The organism is Streptomyces sp. NBC_01476, from assembly GCF_036227265.1.
Lineage (GTDB): Bacteria > Actinomycetota > Actinomycetes > Streptomycetales > Streptomycetaceae > Actinacidiphila.
The window spans coordinates 8374123-8397038 of record NZ_CP109446.1 but is presented as its reverse complement, the minus strand read 5'-3'; the positions used below and the strand labels follow the sequence as shown (position 1 = coordinate 8397038).

General features: G+C 69.0%; 14 protein-coding genes. 5 read left to right on the top strand and 9 right to left on the bottom strand.

Annotated elements, in window-relative coordinates:
- Positions 1-1376: 1376 nt before the first annotated feature.
- From OG552_RS36355 to OG552_RS36345, 3 genes are all read right to left on the bottom strand, one after another.
- A complete protein-coding gene (locus OG552_RS36355; RefSeq protein ID WP_329140470.1) occupies positions 1377-2276 on the bottom strand; it encodes a hypothetical protein in 900 nt (299 codons plus the stop codon).
- A 96-nt stretch (positions 2277-2372) separates the two neighbouring features.
- Positions 2373-3896 carry a nuclease-related domain-containing protein gene (locus OG552_RS36350; protein WP_329140468.1) on the bottom strand — a complete coding sequence of 508 codons (1524 nt, stop codon included), beginning with the start codon at positions 3894-3896 and terminating at the stop codon, positions 2373-2375.
- 129 nt (positions 3897-4025) lie between these two features.
- Complete coding sequence (locus tag OG552_RS36345) at positions 4026-6461, bottom strand: DEAD/DEAH box helicase (RefSeq protein ID WP_329140466.1); 2436 nt, start codon at positions 6459-6461, stop codon at positions 4026-4028.
- 195 nt (positions 6462-6656) lie between these two features.
- On the opposite strand from OG552_RS36345, the gene OG552_RS36340 reads away from it, so the two are divergent.
- The 3 genes from OG552_RS36340 to OG552_RS36330 are packed head-to-tail and all read left to right on the top strand — an operon-like array spanning position 6657 to position 10119.
- Positions 6657-7787, top strand: a complete 1131-nt coding sequence (locus tag OG552_RS36340; RefSeq protein ID WP_329140464.1) for an ABC-three component system protein — start codon at positions 6657-6659, stop codon at positions 7785-7787.
- Entirely contained in the window at positions 7784-8251 is a 468-nt protein-coding gene (locus tag OG552_RS36335) for an ABC-three component system middle component 2 (RefSeq protein ID WP_181785154.1), read from the top strand. The genes OG552_RS36340 and OG552_RS36335 overlap by 4 nt, the downstream gene beginning before the upstream one ends.
- 2 nt (positions 8252-8253) lie before the next feature.
- On the top strand, positions 8254-10119 hold the full coding sequence (locus OG552_RS36330) for a hypothetical protein (RefSeq protein ID WP_329140458.1): 1866 nt from the start codon (positions 8254-8256) through the stop codon (positions 10117-10119).
- A 163-nt stretch (positions 10120-10282) separates the two neighbouring features.
- Here the strand turns inward: OG552_RS36330 and OG552_RS36325 are convergent, their stop codons facing one another.
- The 6 genes from OG552_RS36325 to OG552_RS36300 form a co-directional block, all read right to left on the bottom strand.
- Entirely contained in the window at positions 10283-11200 is a 918-nt protein-coding gene (locus OG552_RS36325) for a hypothetical protein (RefSeq protein WP_329140456.1), read from the bottom strand.
- An 87-nt stretch (positions 11201-11287) separates the two neighbouring features.
- Positions 11288-12574: a DUF2399 domain-containing protein gene (locus tag OG552_RS36320; RefSeq protein ID WP_329140454.1), complete on the bottom strand. Its 1287-nt coding sequence runs from the start codon at positions 12572-12574 to the stop codon at positions 11288-11290.
- Positions 12571-16815: an SbcC/MukB-like Walker B domain-containing protein gene (locus tag OG552_RS36315; RefSeq protein WP_329140452.1), complete on the bottom strand. Its 4245-nt coding sequence runs from the start codon at positions 16813-16815 to the stop codon at positions 12571-12573. Before OG552_RS36315 ends, OG552_RS36320 begins: the two co-directional genes overlap by 4 nt.
- The gene (locus tag OG552_RS36310; RefSeq protein WP_329140450.1) at positions 16812-18206 is read right to left on the bottom strand and encodes a DUF2398 family protein; all 1395 of its coding nucleotides are present in this window, start codon (positions 18204-18206) and stop codon (positions 16812-16814) included. The genes OG552_RS36315 and OG552_RS36310 overlap by 4 nt, the downstream gene beginning before the upstream one ends.
- Complete coding sequence (locus OG552_RS36305) at positions 18203-19846, bottom strand: DUF2397 family protein (protein ID WP_329140448.1); 1644 nt, start codon at positions 19844-19846, stop codon at positions 18203-18205. The genes OG552_RS36310 and OG552_RS36305 overlap by 4 nt, the downstream gene beginning before the upstream one ends.
- A 428-nt stretch (positions 19847-20274) precedes the next feature.
- A complete protein-coding gene (locus OG552_RS36300; RefSeq protein ID WP_329128443.1) occupies positions 20275-21534 on the bottom strand; it encodes a site-specific integrase in 1260 nt (419 codons plus the stop codon).
- A gap of 102 nt (positions 21535-21636) precedes the next feature.
- Between OG552_RS36300 and OG552_RS36295 the strand changes: the two genes are divergently transcribed.
- Entirely contained in the window at positions 21637-21945 is a 309-nt protein-coding gene (locus OG552_RS36295) for a transposase (RefSeq protein ID WP_329128445.1), read from the top strand.
- Positions 21942-22862, top strand: coding sequence for an IS3 family transposase (locus OG552_RS36290; protein WP_329128447.1), 921 nt, complete (start codon positions 21942-21944; stop codon positions 22860-22862). The genes OG552_RS36295 and OG552_RS36290 overlap by 4 nt, the downstream gene beginning before the upstream one ends.
- The last annotated feature ends 54 nt before the right edge of the window (positions 22863-22916 follow it).

Sequence of the window (22916 nt, the reverse complement as noted above, 5' to 3'; positions counted from 1 at the left end):
GTAAGGAGTTGCTACGCAACTCCTTCAGGAACCCCTCCGCTGCGCTCCGGGGCCGGCTCCGCCGGCTGATATGCCGTCACTTCGTTCCGGCAGTAGCCCGCTTCGCGGGCTGAGCCCTTCGGGCTTGTCGGCTTCGCCTAGCGGCAGGGTCCGCTTCGCTCCCCCTGCCTCAACTCTTCGGCTTCGCCTCCGAGTTTTCAAGGCCCGCTACCGCGGGCCTGCTGGCTACAGGATCGGGCTCATCGGGTGACTTGGGCTTCCTGCTGACTGTAGGTCAGGGTGATTTGCGGTGTCTGTCTCAACGACAGTGAAGGTGCTTCCTTCCTGCAAAAATTCCTGAGGATCCGAATTTCCTTCCCTTCCCTCGGACGAGCCGGCCTCAATCTGCAGCAGGAGACGAGGGGACTGGGCGATTGCGGTTCAGGGACGGGGCTCGACAGGAGATCGTCAGCGTGGCTGTTGGTATCCGCCGCGCGGTCCAATGCTTCTCCAGCAGGGCTCTTCGATCCTCGCGCAAGGCGATGGGATTCGCCGGCCCGCAAGCTTCAGCGTGTGGACACCGCTCTGCCGCCGACGGTCAAACCGTCATCGTGATGGATCGTATTCGCGAACCGAGCAAGTCCTCCTTCGTACGATGACTTTCGTGTGACACCGCTTTCGCGGACTCGTGTTCGCTGTGGATGTCTGTGATGGGCTTACGTTTCAGGTTGCCGCCTACTTTTCGTCGCTGATTACGCTAGTAGATCCAGACTTACGTCGTGCAGTCTCCTGAGTCATAAGTTGTGTGTCGCTTAACTTTGGAGTGGCGTACTTATCGTTGTTGCGGCTGCTGTAGTAATCGCGCTTCTACTAACTTCGCTGTGAGCTTTCAGCGGAGGTACGTGCGTCATAATCATCCGGCGCTTCATTGGTTCGTCGTGAACTATGTTGTAGAATCTTCGTGAGTCAGTTGAAAAGCTGGCTCACTGTAGGTGGATCCAAACGTAAGCGGACCCCATACCCGGAAGCTGGTCGCGGAGGGTACGGGGTCCAGAGTGAAGGAACCACAGGGCAGGTCTGCCTAGGCGGACCTGCCCGCTACAGTCCCAGGCAGAGGCGGATGACGTAGTACGCGAGCTGCGCAATGCGCAGTGCGAGGGTCATCTGCGGCCATGGATCTGCTGGTTTCTTCACCCGCTTCTTGCGGGTGCTCATAAGCTCACCTCCGGATATGGCGGTGCCGGGCGCGGAATGCGTGCGGCACCGAGAATCGTACCGTATTGCGCGGCGCATTGGGGCTTTCCGCTATTGCCCTGCCCTGATCAGGGGGAATAGGCTTTCCTGCCGTGGGCGGCCCCGGAGTATGGCTGGGGTGTGGCTGCGGGTACTAGGGTCGGTTACAGCGTGAGGGCGGTGCGGACTTGTGCGGCGGCATGGGCGAGTTCGGCGGTGCCGGCGGTGCGGCCCAGTAGATACAGGGCGCGGTCAACGGGGTGGACGACGGCGTCGGCGGAGGCGCTTAGGGCTGTGTGGATCAGGGCTCGCGGGGCGTGGGGCACGAGGTGGACTGCTCCGTCGGCGGCGGGTGCTTCACGGTGGCGTTCCTGGATGCGCCACAGTTCGGCGTGTGAGGCGCCGCAGAAGTAGGCGTATGGGCCGGAGCCCGGGTCGACGCCGATGCCGGTCATGAAGGCTCCGACGCGGCCGGTGTAGCTGCCAGCGCTCTGGCCTTCGCAATCGACGAAACCCCCTTTGGGGCCACGGTGGACTGTCATGCCGAGCGTTGTCTCGTACAGATGGTCTAGGTCGGCGGTCTGGGCGCCGTAGCCTCGGGCCGAGGCCAGACCTAGCTGGGCTGCGGTCTTCTCCAGCGCGGACGCGCTGGCACGACGCAGTGCATAGAGGCGGGCGACGCGGATCCGGCCGTCGATGGCAGGGTCCAGCAGCCACCACGCCTGTGCGGCTGCTTCCAGCGCGGCGCGGGTCATGGTGTCCAGGGCCAGGCTGGAGGCGGGGCTGGAGGCCAGCAACCGGTGTGCGGCATCGGCGTGTTCCACTGCGGCTGCGATGAGGAGTCCGGCGGCTGTGTAGGCGGAGCCCAGTGGTGCATCGCCCCAGGCGGTGCCGTCGGGGCGGCGCAGTCCGGCGGTGGCCGCTGCCTCGCGGGCTGCCGGTGAGCGCCATAGGGGGTTCCATGGTCCGGTGGTGCGTCGGTGGGCCACCGTCAGCAGGTGTCCGACTGGTCCGTGCCAGCGCAGCACGTCGCCGATGGTGATGGGGGCGTCCGGTGCGGGCACAGGGTGGGCGGACCTTCCTGCGGAGTGGGGCGATCAGGGTGATCGCGATTGGTGCGGCTGGCGCGGCTGGGTGGATGCAGCCGGACCTGGAGAACTTTATGGGGCCTGGGCGGGGGCCAGTTGCTTTCCTGCGGCCCACGGGAAGGAGGCCCACCCCTGGTCCAGAACACGGTTGCGGCCGAAGCTGTGGCTGGTGAGGCATTCGTTGATCGCCCAGGTCGATCGTTCTGGGTCGGCGGCCCGCTCTAGGAGCAGGGCGCTGGGGGTGATGTCGGCCAGGGTGACCAGGCGTTCGATCTCCTGGGAGCTGGTTACTGCGGTGGGGATGTCGGGGGTCGGCAGGTCCAGGTGGGGCAGGTGCGCGTTGGGCACGGGAAAGGGTTCTAGCGTGACCACCAATGCCTGGCGTGGCCGGTCCGATGGGATGTCAGTGAAGGCCGGGTGTCGCTGGTCGATGAGGGCGGAGGTCCGGTTGATCTGGCGGTAGGCGCGGGTGAGCTTGGCGTCGGTCTCGGCTACGCCGCGTTCCAGGCCCAGGCGGGAGCTCTCGGTGGGCATCATCGACTTCACCTCCACCAGTAGCACCAGGTCGTCGAAGACGACGAGCCAGTCCACGCTTTGCAGTTCGTTCTTGCCCTTGGTGTAGGTGATCTCTCCCAGGACGTGTGTGTGGGGTATCAGGCGGAGTTGGCGTCCGATGTACTCTTCGAACAAGTAGCCGGTCTCTTGGAGGAAGTCGGGGCCGAAGTGCTCCCGTCCGGTGTGGTAGATGCCTGGTGGGGTGGCCTTGCGCCACACCAGCGACGGCGATGGGCACAGCAGTCCTGGGCCGCAGCCAGTTACTGCTGGGCGGCCGGCCAGCGGGTTGTAGGCGAAGCGCCGGTACAGGCCCGTGCTTGCTCCCGCCAGCCGCTGTTGGCTTGTCACGCTCCGCTGTTCGGCTTTCTTGAACGTCGCCGTGTCGATGGTGAAGTGACGTCCAGCCACCTGTTCCACGGTGTGCTGGCCGACTGTGGCGGCGAATCGCTGTCCGTCGGCACTGCCGAAGATGGCCTCCGGATCGAACCGTCCCGCGCAGGTTAGGGCAGCTGCCCACATCAGCTGTGCGGTGCCGACGTAGTCCGACAATGAGCAGCCGAAGATCTCTGCCTCCCAGCCCGGCTTGATGAAGCGCGGCCGGCGGTGTGTCGGGAAGAGGGTGTGCAGGTAGAGCGCCGCGGTGCGGGCAAGGCTGTGGAACTCCGGGGCCTGCCAGGCCATCTGCTCCCCGCTCATCCGCATCATGAAATCCCTCAGCCGCACTGCGGGATCGTCGGCGCTGAACAAGGTCGGGTCCTTCAGGCTGGAGTACGCCGCCAGGATCTGGAACAGATCGTCTTCGCTGGCATTGCTGCGCTGGTGCTCGGTGCCGTAAGCCAGGCATACCCGGGCCGCATCGGCCAGGGCCCATGGGGTGTACTTCTTGTACGGGCTGTCCAGCCACGGCTGCGGCCGGTCCGGGCGGTTGTAGCGGGCGGCGGCCGCCGCGATCAGCGGCAGCAGCGAACTCGGGCGGTGCCGGCGCACCCGCTGCCGGTACTCCTCCTCCGACACCAACCGGTCATACACATACGCAGTCATCCCGTCATGATCCTGGCCTAGAAAGATTATTTCGACTCTTTTGGCCTGCTCCGGTGCCCTGGGCATGGTTGCGGCCGGCCGCCGCGTGGCTCGTGACCCGGCGCGGCGGCGCTGCGCCGACTGGACGGGTCAAGTCAATTCGGTGGCAGGGGTGCCGTCGTCGGTCCAGTCGCCCGCGAACAGCGCGTCGATCAGGGCCGCCTGGCCGAGGGGAAGCCGTCCGGCGCGGTGGCTGGTGCGGGCTTTGGCGAGCCAGGGTCCGATCTTGATGTTCTCACCGTCGACGGTGACCTCTTCGCGAGCGGTAGGGGCGCGACGTTCGCGGGCGAGGAACAGCTCGAGGATCTGGACGGTCTGCTCGAAACTGCGGCGGGTGCGGGTGGGGGGCTTCAGTGGGCTAGTGGCCGGGTTGAGTCCGATGTCAGTGAGGAGTTGCTGCTGGCGGGGTGCCAGCGTGGTCCAGGATGTGAACTGGCGGTGGAGCCAGCTGCCGACTTTCACCGGTCCGATAAGGGTGTCCAGGCGGAGGGCGGCGGGATCATGGCCGGCGGCCAGGTGGGCGCGCAGCAGGTGGAATTTACGGTGCCAGTCCGGGCCGTGTGGCAGCTTCCAGTCCGTGTCGATGGCTTCGAGGTCGGCAGTGCGCGCCGGGTCGAGGCGCCCGCGGTGGGCGAGAGAGCGTTGCTCGGCGAGCCAGGCGCCCAAAGGGGTGGTGGAGGGGGCCGCGAGGTGGCCGTGGTGCCGATGGTAGTCGGTGGCAGCAGCAAGGTGGGCGCGCCAGGCGGCGTCGTGCTTGTCCCAGATCATGCCGAGTGCGTCGAGTTCTGCGGTCCATGTGGGGTCGAGGCTGCCAGCGGTGCGGGCATCGCGCATGGTGGTGACGAAGCGGCCCAGGTCGTAGCCGAAGGGATCGAGGTAGTCGGCGGGGACGTCGAGGTGACCGTAGATGTCATGGAATGCCTGGGCTGCGGCCAGGCCTTCGCGGCGGGCTCGTGAGAGGGCGGCACGCGGGTTGAAGGAGATCAGGTCCATAGCGCGGGCGATGCGTTCGGGGTGGACGGTGAAGTCGAAGTGCCAGCGGTGCTGGATGAGCCGACTGGTCTCTTGCGGCAGGCGGTTGGTCTTGCTGGGCAGGCGTTCGAGGATGCGGTGGTCGTGGCTGGCAAGTGCGGTGGTGATGGCCCATACGGGTTCGTAGGCGGTGCCGAGGATGTCCTGCGGGTCGGCGCCGGGTGGCACGTAGACGGGAACGATTAGGCTTGCTGTCTTGCCGCTGACGTCCAGGCGCAGTGCGCGTCCCAACGCCTGGACGCAACGGATGACGCTGTTGGTCGGATCGGCGAAGGCCACCGCGTCGACGCTGGGAATGTCGACGCCTTCGGCGATCACCTTGGCATTTGCCAAGATTGCGTACGGGCAGGCCGCGAAGCGGGCGAAAATGTCAGCGCGCTCCTCGGGTGTGTGGTCGCCGTGGACGAAGAACACCTGGGGATCCAGACCCGGGAACGCCTCGGGGTCGGTGCGCCGCAACTGCCGCAGGGTGTGGCCGATCTCGCGGGTGAAGCGGACCGCGTCGTCCACGAGGTGGAAGAAGACCAGGATCCGGCGCGCGGAGTGCGCGGCCATGGCGCTCAGTACGGCCAGGTGCAAGGCGGTGGTGCGCAGCGCGTCCTCGGGGTCCGCAGGGGCGCTGGCCGATGAATCGTCGACGGTGCCGGGAGCGGGGAGGTTGAGGCGGGTGCGCAGGTCGGTGTCGGTGATCGTGGGCACCACGATGCGGTAGTCCGCGGCCACTCCGTCCTCGATCGCCTGTGCCAGCGGGTATTCGAAGACTTTTCGGCCGTAGACGGCCTCGTTGTCCATGGAGTTCGCGCTGGCATCGCTGCTGGGCGTGTCGGCGCTGCGGCGGGGGCGGCGGGGGTCGGCGGAGCCGGCGAGGTCGGGCGCGGCGAAGCTGCGCGGAGTGGCCGTCATGTACAGGCGGCGGGCTGCGCGGATGCGGGCCGCGTCGTTGATAGTGGCCCACTTCTTATCGGCCCGGCCGGCGATCCGGTGGGCCTCGTCCATGACGGCGAGATCGAAAGCGGGGACGTGGTGGGGGGTGTGCTGGGTGTCTTCGATCTTGTCCAGCGAGTCGTAGGTGCAGATCACCGTCAGGCGGGGAAGCCGGTCTGGTCCCTCCCCCACGGCCGCCATCAGTTCCGCGAGGGCCTGCGGACTGCTGGTCGACCCGATGCGGCGGGCGGCGAGGGCGCCGTGGGCGCTTGCGTCCATCGAGGACACGATCAGCATCTGCTCGGTGTGGCCGTCACGGCGCCAGGCGAGTGCGGTCTGTGTGGCCAGGTCGAGTGTGGGCACCGCCACCAGGACCAGGCGGGCATCAAGGGTATCCGCGGTGCGGATGGCCACCAGCGTCTTGCCCGTGCCGGTCGCCGATACCAGCAGCGCCCGCGTGTTAAGCCTTCGCAGGTGCCGCACCACCGCGTCCAAGGCTCTGGCCTGGTCCGGGCGCAGTACTGCCCTCCTGGGCAGATGGGCGGCGGGGACGTCGACCGGTGTGACCATGCCGCCCATCATCGCGCACCGGCGGGCCGCTCCTGGTTACATCCCGTCTGGCGCGGACGGACTGCCTGTGCTCCAGGGCCGACCGGCGGGCCACACTCCAAGGTGGTGGCTTTGGATAACTGCCGCCTGCGCCATGCCAGTCGATGGTATGACATCTGGGGCAGTGGTCTGGTTTGACGTACAACCGGGAGATCGATGAGCGCATCGGAGCAGTCCGGCGGGCTTCCGGGCAAACCTGTGTTCACCAGGTTGCCGAAGCCTTCACAGACCCCGGTGACAGTGGCCTCCCCCATGATGGCTATGCCGCCCGTGCTGACACCGAAGCAGCAGTTGGTACATCACTCGGCGGATGACTGGGAGGAGTTCATCTACGAGTGGGTTCTCGCACTCGAGGAGGCCGGGTACGTGGACGTGGTGGGCATGGGGGGATCCAACGACCGCGGGGTGGACATCGCCGCTTTCCTTACGCCGGACAAAACCGACGGTGACTGGCACGCCTACCAGTGCAAGCACTACGGCAGGGCTCTCGGAGGTGCCGCCGCCTTCCCCGAGATCCTCAAGATCCACTCTGCGGTGGCGGAGTCGCAGTACCGGACACTGCCAGAGCGCTACGTGTTCGTCGCGCCGAAGATAGGTGCTTCGCTCACGCAGGACCTGGCAAAGCCTTCAACGCTCAAGGCCAAGTTCTTCGACTGGACGGACAAGAATCAGGACAAGCTCACACTTGAGTATCCGGGGGGCATGCTGGAGCGTGCACTGGGCCTTGCACATGGAGAGGGGTTCTCCCGCTTCGAGGCGGGGAACCTGGACAAGATCCTCACACAGCACGCTGCAACTCCCCATCACGTCAGAAGATTCGGCACTCCCCTACCGGACCGGCCAGCCCGCCTGTCCGCACCGCCGGAGCACACTCCGGACGAAGCCCGGTACGTCCAGCAACTGCTGGACGTCTACGGCGAGAAGTGGGGATGCTCGACCACCTCCCCGCACGAGGCACGGGCGCACGCCAAGGCCGGTCCCAACCTGCAGCGGCAGCGCGAGGCGTTCTATTGCGCAGAGCAACTGCGCCTGTTCGCCCGCGACCACATCCCGCCGGGGACATTCGAAAGCCTCCAGGACGACGTGTTCAGCGGCGTCGCCGAAGTGGAGGAGCAGGACTTCGCAACCGGCTATGACCGGCTCAAGGCCGTTTTGGAGGCAGCACGGAACATGCAGTTGGGCACCAACATCCTGCTGGGGGTGGAGCGCCCGGACGACCGCAAGGGGATCTGCCACCAGTTGGCCAACGACGACCGTCTGATCTGGGTGCAGGGAGGGGAGCAGTGAATCCGCTCAACAGCCCACTTGAGGTCGGCATGCGCACGCTGGTGCTGTTGTCCGCGTCCTTCCCGAGGCCGCTGGATGTGGCGCAACTGGTTTACCTGGACCACGCGATGCTCCACAGCGGAGAGCTGCACGGCCCGCCCAGCTTGCATCCGAGGGTTCCGGCAGGCCCTGGCGAGCTGGCGATGAAACGGCACTTGATCGAGCAGGGCCTGATCGTCCTGATGCGGGCGGGCCTGGCAGACGTCGAAGCCGGCGAGGACGGCCTGGTTTACCGTGCGAGCGAGGAGGGGCCGGGCTTCGTGGACATCCTGGCGGCGCCCTACACCGATCAGCTCAAGCACCGTGCCGCTTGGGTGATCGCCACCCAGTCCTCACCCGGGCTGGACGTCCGCGCCGCGACCCGTGACATCACCGACCGGTGGGCCCGCGACTTCGCTTCCCACCAGCCCTTCCCCGGAGAGTGACCGTGCCCGGTCTGCGCCTTGTGCACCTGACGTTCGCCGGCGACGGCAAGGAAACGGCCCAGGTCGTCTTCGATCCGCGGCTGACCGTGATCTACGGCGCCTCCGACACCGGCAAGTCCTTCGTCACCGAGGCGATCGACTACATGCTCGGCGCCCGCAAGCTCAGCCTGATCCCCGAAGCCGACGGCTACACACAGATCCTGCTGGGTATTGAGCTGCCCGACGGGCAGGTCATCACCTTGATGCGCGGCCCCAACAGCGCCCGGGTCAACGTGTTCAACCAGGACCTGCGCGGCCTGATCTACCGTGCGGCCGACCTGGAGCTGACCGCGCAGCACCACGGCAGGACGTCCAAGAACCTCTCCCGCTACCTGCTGGAGCGCATCGGGCTGGACGGCGCGCTGATCGCCACCAACGACACCGGCGGGATCAAGGCGGTGGCGTTCCGGGACCTACTGCATCTGTGCCTGGTCAGCGAGACCCGGATGGTGGCCAAGACCCCGCCCGTACTGTTGTCCACCGGCGCCAGCGGGCAGACAGCCCGCAAATCGGTCCTGAATCTGCTGCTGACCGGCCAGGGCGAGCAGGCCTCCGCAGTGCAGCCCAACACGGGGCAACGACGGGTCCACAAGGGCAAGATCAGCCTGCTCGACGAGCTGGTCCTGGACCTCCAGCGGCAGCTGGACCCGCAGGGCGGCAACGAATCGGAGCTGGCCGAACAGCTACGGCGCATCCTGACCCACCAGGACGGCGCCGCGGTCTCCCTGCGCGGGGTCGCAGACCGCCACGCGCAGGCGATCGGGCGGCGGGCGGCGCTGTCGGTGGCACTGGGCCAGCACGACCAGCGCCTGACGGAAGTCGATGACCTGATGGGCCGCTTCGGGCTCCTAGGCAGCCAGTACGAATCCGATCTCGCACGCCTGGTGATGGTCGAGGAAGCCGGCAGCCTGCTGGGCTACTTCCGCATTGGAACATGCGTCTTCTGCGGCGCGGAGCCCGAGCACCAGAGCGCCGGCCACGACGCCCAGGAGACCACCGCCCTGCACACCGCCGTGCTCGCCGAGGACACCAAGACCCGACAGCTGCTGTCCGATCTGCACCTGACCATCGACGGCCTGCGCGAGCAGCGCGAAGAGATCGCCGGCCAGCGCGCCCGGAACCTGGAGGACTCCGCGGCGACCGACCGCGAGATCGCCGGGGTCGAAGAGGAACTGCGGCCACTCGAGAACCAGGCAGCCGAGCTGATGTCGGCCCGGTCCCGCGTCGAGGAACAGCTCGGCCTCCACCGCCGGATCCAGGAACTCGAGGACGTCCGTGCAGGGCTGGTTGCCGACGGGGCGGTTCCCGGAGGCCCTCCCAGCCGAGGCATCCCCGCCGGCACCCTCGCCGAATTCGACCGTGCCATCGCCCGCACCCTGGAGCAGTGGCAGGTCCGCGTCCATGACATGGCTTACGACCAGTACAGCGGCGAGCTGTATGTCGGTGACCACGCCCGCGCCGGCCATGGCAAGGGCATGCGAGCGGTCCTGCACTCCGCATTCGCCGTGTCTCTGGCCGATCACTGCCTGCGCAAGGAGCACCACCACCCCGGATTCGTCGTCCTGGACTCCCCGCTGGTCACCTATCGGCAGCCCGGGGTGCGCCGCACCGACGATCCCGACCTGCCCGACAGTGTCATCGACTACTTCTACCGCGACCTGCTCCAGCGTTTTGCCGGCCAGGCCGTCGTCGTGGAGAACACCGACCCGCCCGCGGACGTCGCCGCGCACGCGCAGGTGTACATGTTCAGCCGAGACCCCCAGGAACACCGCTTCGGGTTCTTCCCCGTCCGTCCCGACGAGCCCCCGGCAGACCCCGCAGACGGCTGACGGACGGGAACTGCCGTCTTGCGGCAGCCGGATGCGGCACCGCCGGACGGCATGTGCTCCGGGCGCGGGCGGTCTCCGTTCCGGCCGGTCTTGTGGCCCACCGCGACGGGGCACGCATGAGCGCAGCGCCTGGTGCCACACGGGGGGCGCCCGGATTTCCTGGTCAGCTCAGCAGTGCCGCGGTGCGGTTGCGCAGGCTCTGGAGTGGCTCGCGGGCGCCGAGCAGCGCGAAGAAGTCGCCGATGCCCCAGACGGACAGTGAGCCGGTCCGTGCGTGGTACCAGCCGACGCGGTCGAGGCGGTGCGTGTCGGGATAGTCCAGCAGGACGTAGCCGGCGAGCTGGTAAATGTCCTGGGCGGGAAGCTTGTCAGGGTCCTTGGTGGCTTTGACGTCCACCAGGAGGCGTCCTGCGATCCAGTCGGCGTCGGCTCCGCCGACGCCGCGACTTCCGGCGAAGGTCGGTGCGAGGGTCACCTCGTGGGGGGCGGTGGTCTCCCGGATGCCGGCCAGGCCCTCGTTGGCGCGGCCGGTCACGGCGGTGATGTCGGCCGCGGCGTATGCGGGCACTGCGGCCAGGAGCTCGTCCAGGGTGAAGGCGGGGTGTGCGCCCCCCAGCGGAGTGGTGGGCCAGACGCGTCCGGTGCGGAAGACCTCCTCGAACCAGGCCGCGGCGTAGCAGAGCCGGGCCAGGCGGTCCTCGACCGCGGACGAACGGCTGACGGGGCGGCTCCGGTCGTCGAGGCCGTGGGTGACGGCCAGTTTCTCCAAGTCGTCCAGCAGCGCGCTGCCGACGTGATGCAGAGCAGGTGCGTAGGTGCTGGCGATACGGATGCCCTGGCCGATCGAGCGGTCGCGCGCCACGGTGGCGCGCAGGGCGAGTCGCAGGCGGTGGTCGATGGCAGCACCGAGCGTGTGCCATGCGGGCCTGACGGCGTCACCCGCTACGGGAAGGAGCGCGGGGGCGCTACTTCGGTGGGTGGCGCGATAGGCCGCCCTGACAGCCGCGGCGTCGGGCAATTGCCCGGTCAGGAAGCGGCGTAAGGGGGAGTTCTTGTCGTCGATCATGGAGGTGAGGCTCACGGAAGGCTCCTGTCGTGGCAGGGGAGGATGCGATGCGTTGGGTCGGATATGGCCAGATGCACCGCGTGCGGGAAGTCGGGGCGTATTTCAGGCCAGTACCGTGGGCGGAGTATCCGGTGTGCCCGCTGCGATGTCTGCGAGCAGGATCGGCAGGAGATCCTCCTCGTAGGCGTGTGCGCGGCGCGCGTTCATGGCCGCTGCCAGGTGTGGGTCCCAGGGCGCGTCGGCTTCGTCCAGGTGCAGGTCGAGGGTGGCCTCGGTGGCGACGGCGAGGTAATCGGCGGCGCTCATCCGCCACGGGAGGGCTGCGGGTGCGGCAGCGAGCAGGGCGCGCATGTGTGCCAGTCCGGCGGGGTCGAAGTCGGCTCGTACCGCGACGTTCCAGCCCGCGTCGGACAGCGCGCCGACGGCCGCGCACTCCACGTGTGAGGGTGTGCCGGCCGTGCATACCACCCGCGGGGTGGTGGCGGCGTCAGCGGCGAGAGCCTGCGTGCTGGCCGCGGCGAGGACCGACGGGTTCTCGGTGACGAACACCCAGGCGCCCGCGGTCGGAGGGGGCGTCCACACGATCCGGGGCAGTTCTCTTGGTGGCAGGGTGAAGGTGGCGCCGGGCGGGATCTGCCAGTTGTGGGGGGTTACTCCGGTGATGATGAGGCCGCCGAGCAGGTCGTCGCAGTCCACTCCGAGGTGCGCCCAGCCCGAGCGGGGGGCGGTGGCGGAGTTGCCGGTCAGAGCAAGCACCAGGGCGGGCAGCGTTCCCGTGTCGAGCGCGTGGGGGTCTCCGGGGACCAGGACGCGGCGGTCGATGCGGGCGCCGGGTTCCGGCAGCCGCCCGACCACCTGCAGCGCCGCACCGAGCAGCACGGAGGGGTCTGATGTGTTGAGAATGCGGGCGATCCAGCCGGTGCTCCGCAGCCGGTCGAAGACAGTCTCCGGGGCCACGAGCGCGCGTACATGCTTCGGGAGGCCTGCGGCGCCGGTTTGGAGCTGCGTACGGAGTTGTTCGACGGCGCGCTCCTGGGCGGCGCGGGCGCGGGCTTTGGCCGCCAGGCGCCGGCCGCTGGCGTGGGCGGCGACTGCACCCGGGGTCAGGGCCGGGCCCCGGACGGCGAGCACGGCGGTCAGTTCGCCCAGGTCGATACGGCGACGCTGACCGGGAACAAGCGGTCGTCCGTTGATCAGGCCGGCTGCTGCGGCGCGCTGGGCAGGTGGGGCGGGAATCGTCACGGTGACTGCGGGTCCCTCGGTGAGAAGTGGGTCGCCACGCCGATCGGCGACTGCCGCGAGTTCGCTCCACAGCCAGGTGAGGTCCGGGTTCAGCAGGGGGCCGAGGTCGGCGCCTGCGCAGGCGCCAGCGCACAGCGGGCAGGTCATGCCGGCCCCTCATCGTCCAAGGCCGGGTCGGCCTCGTCGCCGGGCAGGGGTTGCAGTCCTCGGACCAGCATGGGGAAGGCGACGACGGTCCCGTCCTCGCCCGCTTCGAGGTCGTGTGCATCGATGCCGTCCCATGCTCCCGGTGCGCCGTCCCACAGGTAGGAGGTGCACAGCAGGTCGACATCGAGTTCTGCCAGGTAGCGGGCCAGGCCCTCGCGGCCGCGTTCGTCGACCTCGGCCGGGACTTCGTCGAGGGGGACCAGGCGCAGGCCCGTCGGGGTGAGGCGGTCGTAGTTGGCGGCGATCGCGGCGAGCATCGGCGCCAGGACGACAAGGCGCCGCTCACCGCCGGACAGACCGGTACGGGAACCCCAGCGGCGGGTGGCGGGCTCCCCGTCGGGTCCGGGGCGTTCGACGAGATAGTGGACGTCGACCCAGTCGCGGATGTCGACCGCGGCGGTGAGGCGTTCGGTCATGGTGGAGCCGTCCGCGGCGGCCAGCAGGGCCTGCAGTGCCTCTCCGACCTGGGCCTTCTGTTCGTCGGTGCGCAGCGCATCGCCCACCTTGCAGCACAGTTCGTACACGGTGCGGGTGGCGGGGTCGAGGTCGTCGCGCAGTTCGATCTGGACCTGGATTCCGACGCCGGAAGAGGCTCGTGCTGCGCGCATGTTCGTGTTGACCGTTCTCTTCCATGCCGTCAGGGCCGCCCAGGCGGTGCCGATGGCGGAGGGCAGGCGGCCGATGACGAAGTCGCGCAGGGCGGCTTCTTCGGCCGCGGCCAGCGCGTTCTTGGCTCTGGTGGCAAGGGCTTGTGCGCGGGCCGCGGCGTGGGGCGGGTCGTACTGGGTCTCGGTGTGGGTGAGGACGAAGGTCTCGAGTTCGTCGAGGCCGGCCGGCGGGTCGCTGCGGGCGATGGTCCAGGTCTGGGCGAGTTCGGCGCGGACGTCGTCGTAGTGCTCGCCCAGGGTCTTCTTGGAGGCGGTGGGACGGCGGGCGAGGAGTTCGGCGGCGCGATCGAGGAGTTGCGGTCCGGTGCCCAGACCGTCTGTGGTGAGGATGCCGCGGGCAGAGAGGAAGGCGTCGGCGTCCAGTGCCCGGCCGATGGGCTCCCATGCCAGGAGCCGTGCCAGGTGGGTGTGTGTGGATTCCTGCCGGGGACGTGCCGCATCGAGGCGGTTGCGGGCGGTGTCCAGTTCGCTCTCGCGGGTGCTGAGCAGCTTTTCGGCGTCCGTTGCTTCCCGGCGGGCGATTTCGAGTTCGGAGGAGAGCTTTCCGGCTCGGGTCTTGGCGGCTTCGAACCGCCGGGACGCGTCGTCCACGTCCCCGGCGAACTCGGCCTCGGCCAGTTCGGCCCCGGTCTCCAGTGCGGTGTCGTGTGCGCTCTGCGCGGCCTGCTCAAGTTCCGCCAGCCGGGCGGTCAGTGCGCTCTCGTCCGGAAGCGAACGCAGCACGCGGTCCAGTGTGATCAAAAGCCGGCCGGTGAGCTGCTTGGCGCACGACTCCAGTTTCTCGGCGCGTGTCCGGCTCGATTCGATCAGTTCGGTCAGCTCGTCGAGGGTGGTGGGCAGGCCGAGGTCGCGGGCACGCGCGATCCAGTCGGCGTGCAGGCGAGTGTGCTCTGCCGCGGCGGCGTCTGCTTGGCCGCGAAGGATCCGTGCGGCGTCTTCGAGCCGGTGCGCTGCCTTCGCGGTTCGGGCGCGCTCGGCCTCCGCATCGACCAGGGCGTCCCGCGGGGGGAAGGACCGTGCTGCGCTGCGGACGGCGTCGCGGCTCCGGCGGCGGTCCGCGGCCCCAGTGCGCTCGCCGGCGGCCTGCTCCTGGAGTGTCGCCGCGGCCTCGTCGAGCTCATCGGCCATGGCCCGAGCCCGGGCCAGGCGGGCGCGGGCTCCGATGTGCGAGGCGGCAGGCGGGACGGCCCCCGCTGGGGTCAGGGCAGCTGCAGGATTGGCGGTCAGCGGGCCGGCTGCGAAGGTGCCGTCGCAGCCAATGACCAGAGCGGCATCGTGGCGGGGGCTGGTCGCGGTGTCGCTCAGCGCGATACGGGCCAGGACGGTGCGGGCGAGGTCGGCCCGGGGGTGGTCGGGGTCGACGTCCAGCACCGCGCTCAGGTTGTGCTCTGCCGGCGAGCCGACGGGGCTGATGTGCCAAGCGCTGGTGGTGGCGCCGCCGGTATGCAGATGGGCGCTCAGGACACCGGCACAGGCGAGCGCGAACTCCAGCAGCGCCCGCTGGTCCTGCGCCACGCCGGAACGCCATTCCAGCAGCGATCCGAGCGCAGCGTCGTCATCACCCGGCCCGGCCCACTGGGGGCGCGGCAGCGGCAGAAGCTGTCCCCCGCGCAGATCGCGGGCCTGGGCGCGGTGCCCGGCGGCTTCGTCGTCGAGTTGTGCCGCAGTGGCCTGGTGGTTGCGGGCGGCATTCTCGTGCTGAGCGGCGAGTGCTTCACCAGCGTGCAGGGCCTGGAGCGCCCACGAGTTGAGCCGGTCACGCACGGCGGCCGGTTCTGCACCGGCGAGGGCGTCGATGTCGGAGGCCTCCCAGACCGGGTACTCGTCCAGCGACAGGAGATCGGGGTCGTGCAGGCCCCGTAGATCAGGGTGGCCTGGTGCCCACCGGGCAGCAGCAGCAAGAGTGTCGCGGGCGACTCCGCGGGCGTTGCTGCCGGCGCGGGCCGCCGCCTGGGCGGCTTTGTCATGATCGCTCTCAGCCCGGGAGGCATGGCCTTCTGCCGTCCTGGCGGTCCGAGCGGCTTCGGCGACCGCGGTGTGGTCTTTCTGGACGAGGGCGGCTTTGTCGGCGGTCCCACGGTACGCCTGCGCCGAGGCGATCCAGGCTGCAGCGAGGTTGAGCAGGCCGGTCCGGTCGTGGGTGAGCGTCAGACCGGGCCCCGGATCAACGGTGCGGTCGGCGACGTGGCGTGTGCTGCGGGCCCGGGGACGGTGGGCGAGCAAAGTGTCGAGCGCGGCCGGCAGGCCGCCCATGGACACGGCAACCTGGGCAAGCTCGGCAGCGACGTCGACGACCTCGTCCAGCGCTTCTCCGGCCGAGACGGTAGTGTCCCGGGCCTGCTCTGCCGCGATCTCGAGCGTACTGAAGGCGCCAGCTGCGGTGGTCTGCTCGGCTGTCAGGCGTTTACGCAGATCAGTGACGCGGCCATGCGCCTTATAGGCATCAGAGGTCTCGATGGCATGGGCCTCGGCCATCGCAGCGCGGTAGTCGGCGCCCAGCTGCCTGACCTCAGCATCCGCATCCTGGACGCCGTTTCTGGCCTGGGACAGGTAGCTCTCGGCCTTCCTCACCTGCTGACGGCCGGTATCCACGTCGGCTGCGGCCTCGTTTGCAGCATGGTGTGCGGCGCGGGTGATGTCGACGACATGCCCGGTCCACACCCGGGAGAACTCGCCCAGCACGTCTGCGGCATGCCCGTCGCGTTCGAAAGCCTCCCGGGTGGTGTGGGACTCAGCCAAAGCGTCCGCGGTAGCGGTCAGGACGTCGCCGGCGACTCCCGGGAGGGACTGCCGCAGCGCCGCGGCGGCCGCGGCCGGTGACACGTCCCCCAGCAGAGAGGGATTGCGGACCTCCCGCAGTCGCGAGGCGAGTTCACGTACCTCCTCGGCGGTGGTGGACCAGATCCGGGCGGCCAGGTGTTCGACGTAGGTGTCGGGGTCTTCGAAGACCTGTCCGCCCGCTTCCTGGATGCGGGCGCAGAAGTCGTCGTGCTCCCACGCCCCGCCGCCAGGTGCGCGCAGCGCCACCTCGTACAGCGGGCGGCCGGGCACAGTGAAGGGGATCACCGTGACGGACGGCGAGGCACTGGGCGAGTACTGGAGCCGGACCCCGAAACTCACCACCGATCCATCCGGCGCCGTCCCCGCTATCGGCTCTGTGTCAGGCGCGGCAAAACTCAGCCACAGATAACCGTATCGGCGGCCTTTGGCGGGAGCGCCTTCGCTCATGAGGAGCTTCAACGTGGTGGGGCGCGCCTTCCCGGCGGCGAGTTTGGCTGCGTTCAGGTCCAGCAGGTAGGGCCAGAGCGCCTCCAGGGCGGTGGTCTTGCCGGTGCCGTTGGGCCCCCGCAGCAGCAGCCGGCCCGAGGTGGCGGGAAGGTCCAGGTCTCCATAACGCCATACGTTCGACAGTCCGGCGCCGATCAGGCGCCAGCGGCCTCCGAACCGGCTGGCCTTGCCGGACGGCGCAAGTGGAGTCTGGGTGCTGAAGTCCAGGTCGAGGATGTCGCTCACCGCAGTTCCTTGTCTTTGTGCTGATCGGTCGCGAAGGTGCCGAACAAGTCCGGGTTCTGGCGAGCGGGTGTGGCTGGCCCGCCCGTGCCCGGGAGGCGTTGGGCCGCCGGCACTGCCGGAGAGCGGGGGCGGGTGGTTTTGGGGGCAGCGCTGCCTTCCTCTGCCCAACGGCCGGTGGCGGGAGCGAACCACCACAGCGGGCCGGCCGCGTCGTCGACGGGATGGTCGGCATGGACGAGGTGGACCAGGTTGGTGCCGGTCAGCAGGTCTGCGACCCGCTCCGCCAGCAGGGCCGGGTCGGATACGTACTCCGCGCCCCAACCGCCCTTGCCTAAGGCTTTGTTATCGGCGAAGTGCATCAGTGCGGCAACCACGTCCTGATGCGTCATGCCGCGCCATCCCGGTCCGGGACCGTTACCGGCGGCGCCGTGGACGGCGGCGTGGTCGATCAGGAGGAGCGCGGCGTGCGCAATCGTGCCGGGGACGGGAAAAGGCATCGGGCCGAGCTCGCGGAAGTGGCGGAAGGACTCGTCCGGCACGACGAAGGCCGCGCCTTCGCTGCGGCGCTCCAGGCTCAGCCCGAAGGCGGTCGCCAAGGGGGCGCCGTCGTCGCCCCGGACCCGCTGGCTCAGCCACTGCGCTTCGGCATCGTCCAGCAGCGCGGTGTGCACGCAGGTGTCGTCCACCAGCGCACGGCGCATCCGACGGGCTGCGTCCGGCTCCCGCTGCACCTGCTCGAGCCACCCGTGGGGGTCAGTCGCGGGATCGACAGTGCCGGGGTTGGCGACCACATGGGCCAGCCGGGTGTGGTGGATAGCAAGCAGGACCGGGGCCTGCTCATCGTGGAGGTATCCATCCAGGTTTCCGTCCAGACGCTCCACCACTCCGCGTTCGTCGAGCATGCGCAGCGCGGCCACGATCGCACGCCGCTCGCCCAGGTCGCCCCGCTGCGGCAGGCCGGCCTCGGCTGCCGCTGAGCGGGCGGCGGTGACCAACTGTCCGAGCCCGGTCCGGGGCGGCATCGACTCGGCTGCCGCAACCAGCAGGAAGAACCAGGAGCAGGCCGCCGGGCTCGGGCCCTGGCGCGCCCACACCGTCGGGCGCGGCGGAGCGCTCTTGCGCAGCCGCACCAGGTTCCGTTCGATGACCAGGACCCACCCCAGCCGGGCGACAGCGGAGCGCAGCGCACTCTCGTTGCGGCGCACCGCGGCGATCAGTTCGTCGTCGCGGCCGCCGACCAGCCAGGGTGTGGCCGCCAGACGGCGCAGCAGCGATGCTGCTTCGGTATCGGCCTCGGGCCTCCAGGCCCTGCGGCGCCGCGACGTGTCCGGCGAGCCCGTCGCGGGGTCGGTGGCAGATTCGGCGGATTCCCGGTGGGTCTCCTGGTTCATGCTGCGCCTTCCTGCGCCAGGCTGGTAGCGGGTGCTTGATGACTCCGTGGGTGATTCGGATGGCTCGAGCCCAGGTGGGGGGTGATCCGCAGCGTGGCGTGCACTGTCAGGTCGTCGGTTGCGGTGGCACCGGCGACCGCTTCCATGGCGGTCCGGGAGGGGCGGCGGCCGGGCTGGTGGAACAGGGGAATGCGGTCGGGCACAAGGACCCGCCAGGTGGGGGCCTGTATCGTGCCGGCGGTGGTGCCGGTGTGGACCAGGGTGCAGGCCAGTCCCCCGCTGGTTCCCGTGCGTGACGGGCCCGTTGCGCCTGCGCGGGCGGCAGCCATGAGGGCGGCCAGTGCCACCCGGGCTGCGGCCTCGTCCAGCAGCTGGCCGGGTACCGCAGCCAGCACCGCGGCCACTGCTGCCGAGTGCTCTGCCTGGCGCTGCGCCCGGGCTGCGGCGACCCGGGCCCTGACCGCCGTGTCATCGCGCGGAGCTCCGCCCCGCCCGCGCGGGCCGGAGCGGCCGGTGGTGCGCAGCAGCGTCGGCACCGGCACCTGGGGGCCACCACGCCAGGACGGGTTGCGGCCGGCTTCGTCCTCGTCGGCCTGGCCGTAGAGCTTGCGCCAGGCATGGTCGCCCACCGCGGCCTGGAAGATCTGCACCCCCACCTCGGGAGTCAGCACCGCCCGGGCCAGAGACAAGGCGCGGGTACGGCTGGAGGCCGTACCCGCGGACGAGTGCAGCCGGCGCAGGTTGGCGTGCATGCTCGGCAACGTCCGCACCAGGCGCAGCGAGAACCGTGCCGCCCGACCGGTACGGACGTCGAACCACGCCCGCAGGCCCTCCCAGTCCTCGGTGCGGCCGCCGCGGGAGGCGGTGAGCGCTCCGGCGGCGATGAGGTCACGGGCCTGGGAGGCATCCACCGACGCCTGGGACAACGGACCGAACCACCGCACGAGAACCGTCAGGGCCGCTGCGGCGCGGGCGGAACCGGAGTCGAGTTCGGCCGCGACACGGGTGGCATAGTCGACCAACAAACCCTTGAGGTCCCCGGTGCGTTCCTCGTCCAGGTCGAACCGGTCGGCCAGCGCCATCAGCGCATCCTCAGCACCGACCAGGGCAGCATCCAGGTCGTCATGGCTGGTGAACACCGCACCCACCGCATCCACGCACGCACGGTCCAGGCCGCCGATGACAGGCTCCCTCTCCCCCAGTGAGGCGGCGAGGGATTCCAGGTGGGTGACGATCCGGTTCAGCGACGCGATCGGGATCTCCCGCACCGTCGCCGTCCCGGCCAGGACCTGCCGGTAGAAGCGCTGGACGTGTCGGCCTGCGGGGCTGGCGGTGTAGCGCCAGTTCCGCGCCAGGATCTCCACATACCGGCGCGCGTTGCTGTGATCCGAACGCGGCGAGACCGCGCCCAGAGCGTGGAGCGCGTTCAGGCGCGTCTCCACCACACGCGTATCCAGGCGAACTCCCGCAGCCGACAGCGCTGCCGTCACCTCAGCTGCCGTCAGGTCGGTCACCGATCCTTCAAGCACATCCATGATCGCGATGTACTCGTCGGACTCGGGACGCACCAGATATCCCACAACCCGCCGCGCATCAGACACCACCTCAGCTCCGGCGAAATCCTGCTCTTCTTGCGTCACCACTCCCCCTCCGTACTGCCACGGGCCACATTCCCGGCCCGTATGTGGAAAGTAGACGCCGCCACTGACAACCGCCCCGAAAACTTAGGAAATCCAGGCTCACCCCTCTTCGTGCGTGACCTGAATTCGTCGGCGGCAGCCACCAGCCAACGGCCGCCATCGGCCCGCACCCTGCTCATCGCGTATGTGGAACAAGTGTCCCCAGCAGGGGCCTTGACCTGCCCGAACTGGTACCCGAACAAGATCTGAGGCCGCCAGGAGCGTTACGCCTGCGCGGCAACGATCGGTGCCGTACCGCAGACCGCTCATCACGCGAGATCCAGCCAGACTTACACGACAAGCAGCCGGCAGCAGATACGGAAGAAGCGCGTGCAAGCTTCAACTCCAGCACATTCGATAAAAAGTTCGAATATAGCTTCGCGTGGGAGTCACTCTTGGATGTCGCGCAGAGCGGCTGCAATGAGCTGGTTGGCATGGTGTTGGTGGCCTCGCAACGGCTTGGCGTAGATGCGGTAGAGCACTGTGAGGCTGTGTCCGGCCCGTCGAGCCACTTCGGCCGGGGGAACCCCGGCGGTGATCCACAAAGAGATTCCTGCGTGGCGCAGGCCGTAAGGGACCTGGGCGAACGGGGTCCCCACGTCGTCGGGAGGGAGGGCGTGTTGGCGGGCGACACGCCAGGTGCGGCTGTACTCGTTGGAACTCACGCGACCGCCTCGTACCGCGCGGAAGAGCCGACCGTCCGGTGCAGTGCCGTAGCACTCGATGTGGGTGCGCAGCAGGCGGACGAGATGAGGCGGGATGGGGACGGTGCGGGTGGCGTTGCGGGCACGTCGTTTGAGTCCCCGAGTGTCGTGGGGGTGACCGTCGTCGGTCCAGCCGGAGCCTGCTTCGGGATGGCTGCGGGCCAGGACGAGTTCGCCCCAGGCATGCGGACCTTCGCGCGTACTGGGCAGCAGGCAGTCCCGGTGGGTGAGCGCAGCGGCTTCGGCCGGCCGCACGGCAGCGTAGTAGAGACAGCCGAAGAACGCCTCCAGGTGCGCGCCACGCACCCCTTGCGCCCCTACGGCACTGATCAGGCCCCGGGCCAGAAGCGGGCCGGGCACGTAGCGGAAGTCGACCTCAATGTCGACCAACGGCAGTTGCCAGTCTGCCTTCGGCAGCGGGTTGGCCTCGAGCCGGTCGCAAGCGACCGCGTAGACCAGCGCGTTGTTGAAAATCATCCTCCTGCGCCGGACGGTGTTCTCCGCGGCCTCGCTTCCGTCGAGCTTCCGCGCGAGCGCCTCCAGGGCTCGGTGCAGGTTCTCCTGCCTGGCAACGTCTGCCAGCGGCATCGAGTGGCTCGCGATCCAGTCCAGGCAGCACGCCACGTCCCCAGGGGGCTCCTCCGCATCCCTGCGCGGCACCCACACCCCGTCTCCGCCCCGAGTCATGCGGAACGCCCACCCGTACAGCGCCGCGCGCAGGCCCGCCGGGGCCTGACGCAGTGTGGATGACGCGATGAGGGGGATCGTCACGGTGGCAAGGGCCTCGGCGATGCCCGCCCGGTGCTTGGCCGAGGCGCGCGGCCACTTCCTCCGTACATGCTCTACAGCGTGTTCGAACCAGGTGATCCTGTTTCTCGCGCGCAGTTCTGTGACCGGCAGCCCCGTGGCTGTGTCGAATTGCTCGCCCAGCCGTAGCGCCGCCATGAGTTCGGCCCGTCGCCCGTCAGCTTGCGCCTCTGAGGTTCCCCCGAGATGCGGGGAAGGGTGACAGCAGGTCAGATGGGTCTCATGAGAGGAGCCCTGACGATGCCTGCCCCGAGGAAGTACCCGCTGGAGTTGCGTGAGCGTGCGGTGCGGATGTACCGGGCGGCCGAGCCGAAGCCGGTGATCCGCCGCATGGCCGAGGATCTCGGTGTCCACCACGAGGCCCTGCGCAACTGGATCCGCCAGGCCGAGGCCGACGCCGGCGAACGGGAGGACGTGTTGACCACTGCCGAGCGCGAGGAGTTGGCCGCCCTGCGCAGGGAGAATGCCCAGCTCAAGCGGGCGAACGAGGTCCTGCGGACAGCCTCGGCTTTTTTCGCGGCCCAGCTCGACCCGACCCGGCCCAGGTGACCGCGCTCCTCGATGAGCACGCGCACCTGGGGGTCGAGCCCGTACTCCGGGAACTGCACATCCCCTCGTCCACCTATTACCGCTGGCGCCAGGCAGAAAAGGAGCCGTGTGAACGGCGCCGTCAGGACACGGAGCTGACCGGCCGGATCCGGCAGGTCCATGAGGAATCCGGCGGGGTCTACGGCTCGCCCCGTGTCCATGCCGTCTTGAAGCGCGGTGGAGTGCACGTCGGCCGCAAACGGGTCGAGCGCCTCATGCGCGAGGCCGGTCTCGTCGGCATCAGCCCCCGCCGCGGCAAGGGGTTCACCCGCCGCGATCCGGACGCCGATCTCGCCCCTGACCTCGTGCAACGCGACTTCACCGCGCCCGCGCCGAACCGGTTGTGGGTCACCGACCTCACCATGATCTCCACCGGGGAGGGGCCTTTGTGGCTGTCGGCGATCCGCGACGTGTTCTCCCGCCGCGTCGTGGCATGGGAGACCTCCGCCCGCGCGGACGCGGACCTGGTCCTGTCCTCGTTGGAGTATGCCCTGGCCAGCCGTGAGGTCGCCCCGGGCGAACTGGTCCACCATGCCGATCACGGCTGTCAATATACGAGTATCAAGCTGACGACGCGGCTGGTCAGAGCGGGTATCCGGGCGTCCATGGGCTCCGTCGGGGACTCCTTCGACAACGCCCTGGCGGAGAACCTGTGGATGATCATTAAGACCGAGTGCATCCGCGGCCGCGTCTTCGCGACCAGGGCCGAAGCCAATCTGGCGCTCTTCGAGTACATCGACGGCTTCTACAACCCCCGACGCATCCAAAAACGCCTCGGCTACCTCAGCCCGATCGAGTTCGAGGAGAAGCGCTACGCCGACCAGGCAGCGGCCGAACCGGTGAACCTGAAACCACGTCAACCCGCCCTGACCAGCTAGTCAGCCACTCCCGCACAGCGGGGGAACCTCAGGCACCGGCAGGGTCCCGATCTG

What these genes read in the sequence shown, in the direction of transcription:
- OG552_RS36295 (WP_329128445.1), top strand. Translation starts at nt 21,637, where the DNA reads ATGCCTGCCCCGAGGAAGTACCCGCTGGAGTTGCGTGAGCGTGCGGTG.
- OG552_RS36340 (WP_329140464.1), top strand. Translation starts at nt 6,657, where the DNA reads ATGAGCGCATCGGAGCAGTCCGGCGGGCTTCCGGGCAAACCTGTGTTC.
- OG552_RS36300 (WP_329128443.1), bottom strand. Translation starts at nt 21,534, where the DNA reads ATGGCGGCGCTACGGCTGGGCGAGCAATTCGACACAGCCACGGGGCTG.
- OG552_RS36310 (WP_329140450.1), bottom strand. Translation starts at nt 18,206, where the DNA reads ATGAACCAGGAGACCCACCGGGAATCCGCCGAATCTGCCACCGACCCC.
- OG552_RS36320 (WP_329140454.1), bottom strand. Translation starts at nt 12,574, where the DNA reads ATGACCTGCCCGCTGTGCGCTGGCGCCTGCGCAGGCGCCGACCTCGGC.
- OG552_RS36345 (WP_329140466.1), bottom strand. Translation starts at nt 6,461, where the DNA reads ATGGTCACACCGGTCGACGTCCCCGCCGCCCATCTGCCCAGGAGGGCA.
- OG552_RS36350 (WP_329140468.1), bottom strand. Translation starts at nt 3,896, where the DNA reads ATGACTGCGTATGTGTATGACCGGTTGGTGTCGGAGGAGGAGTACCGG.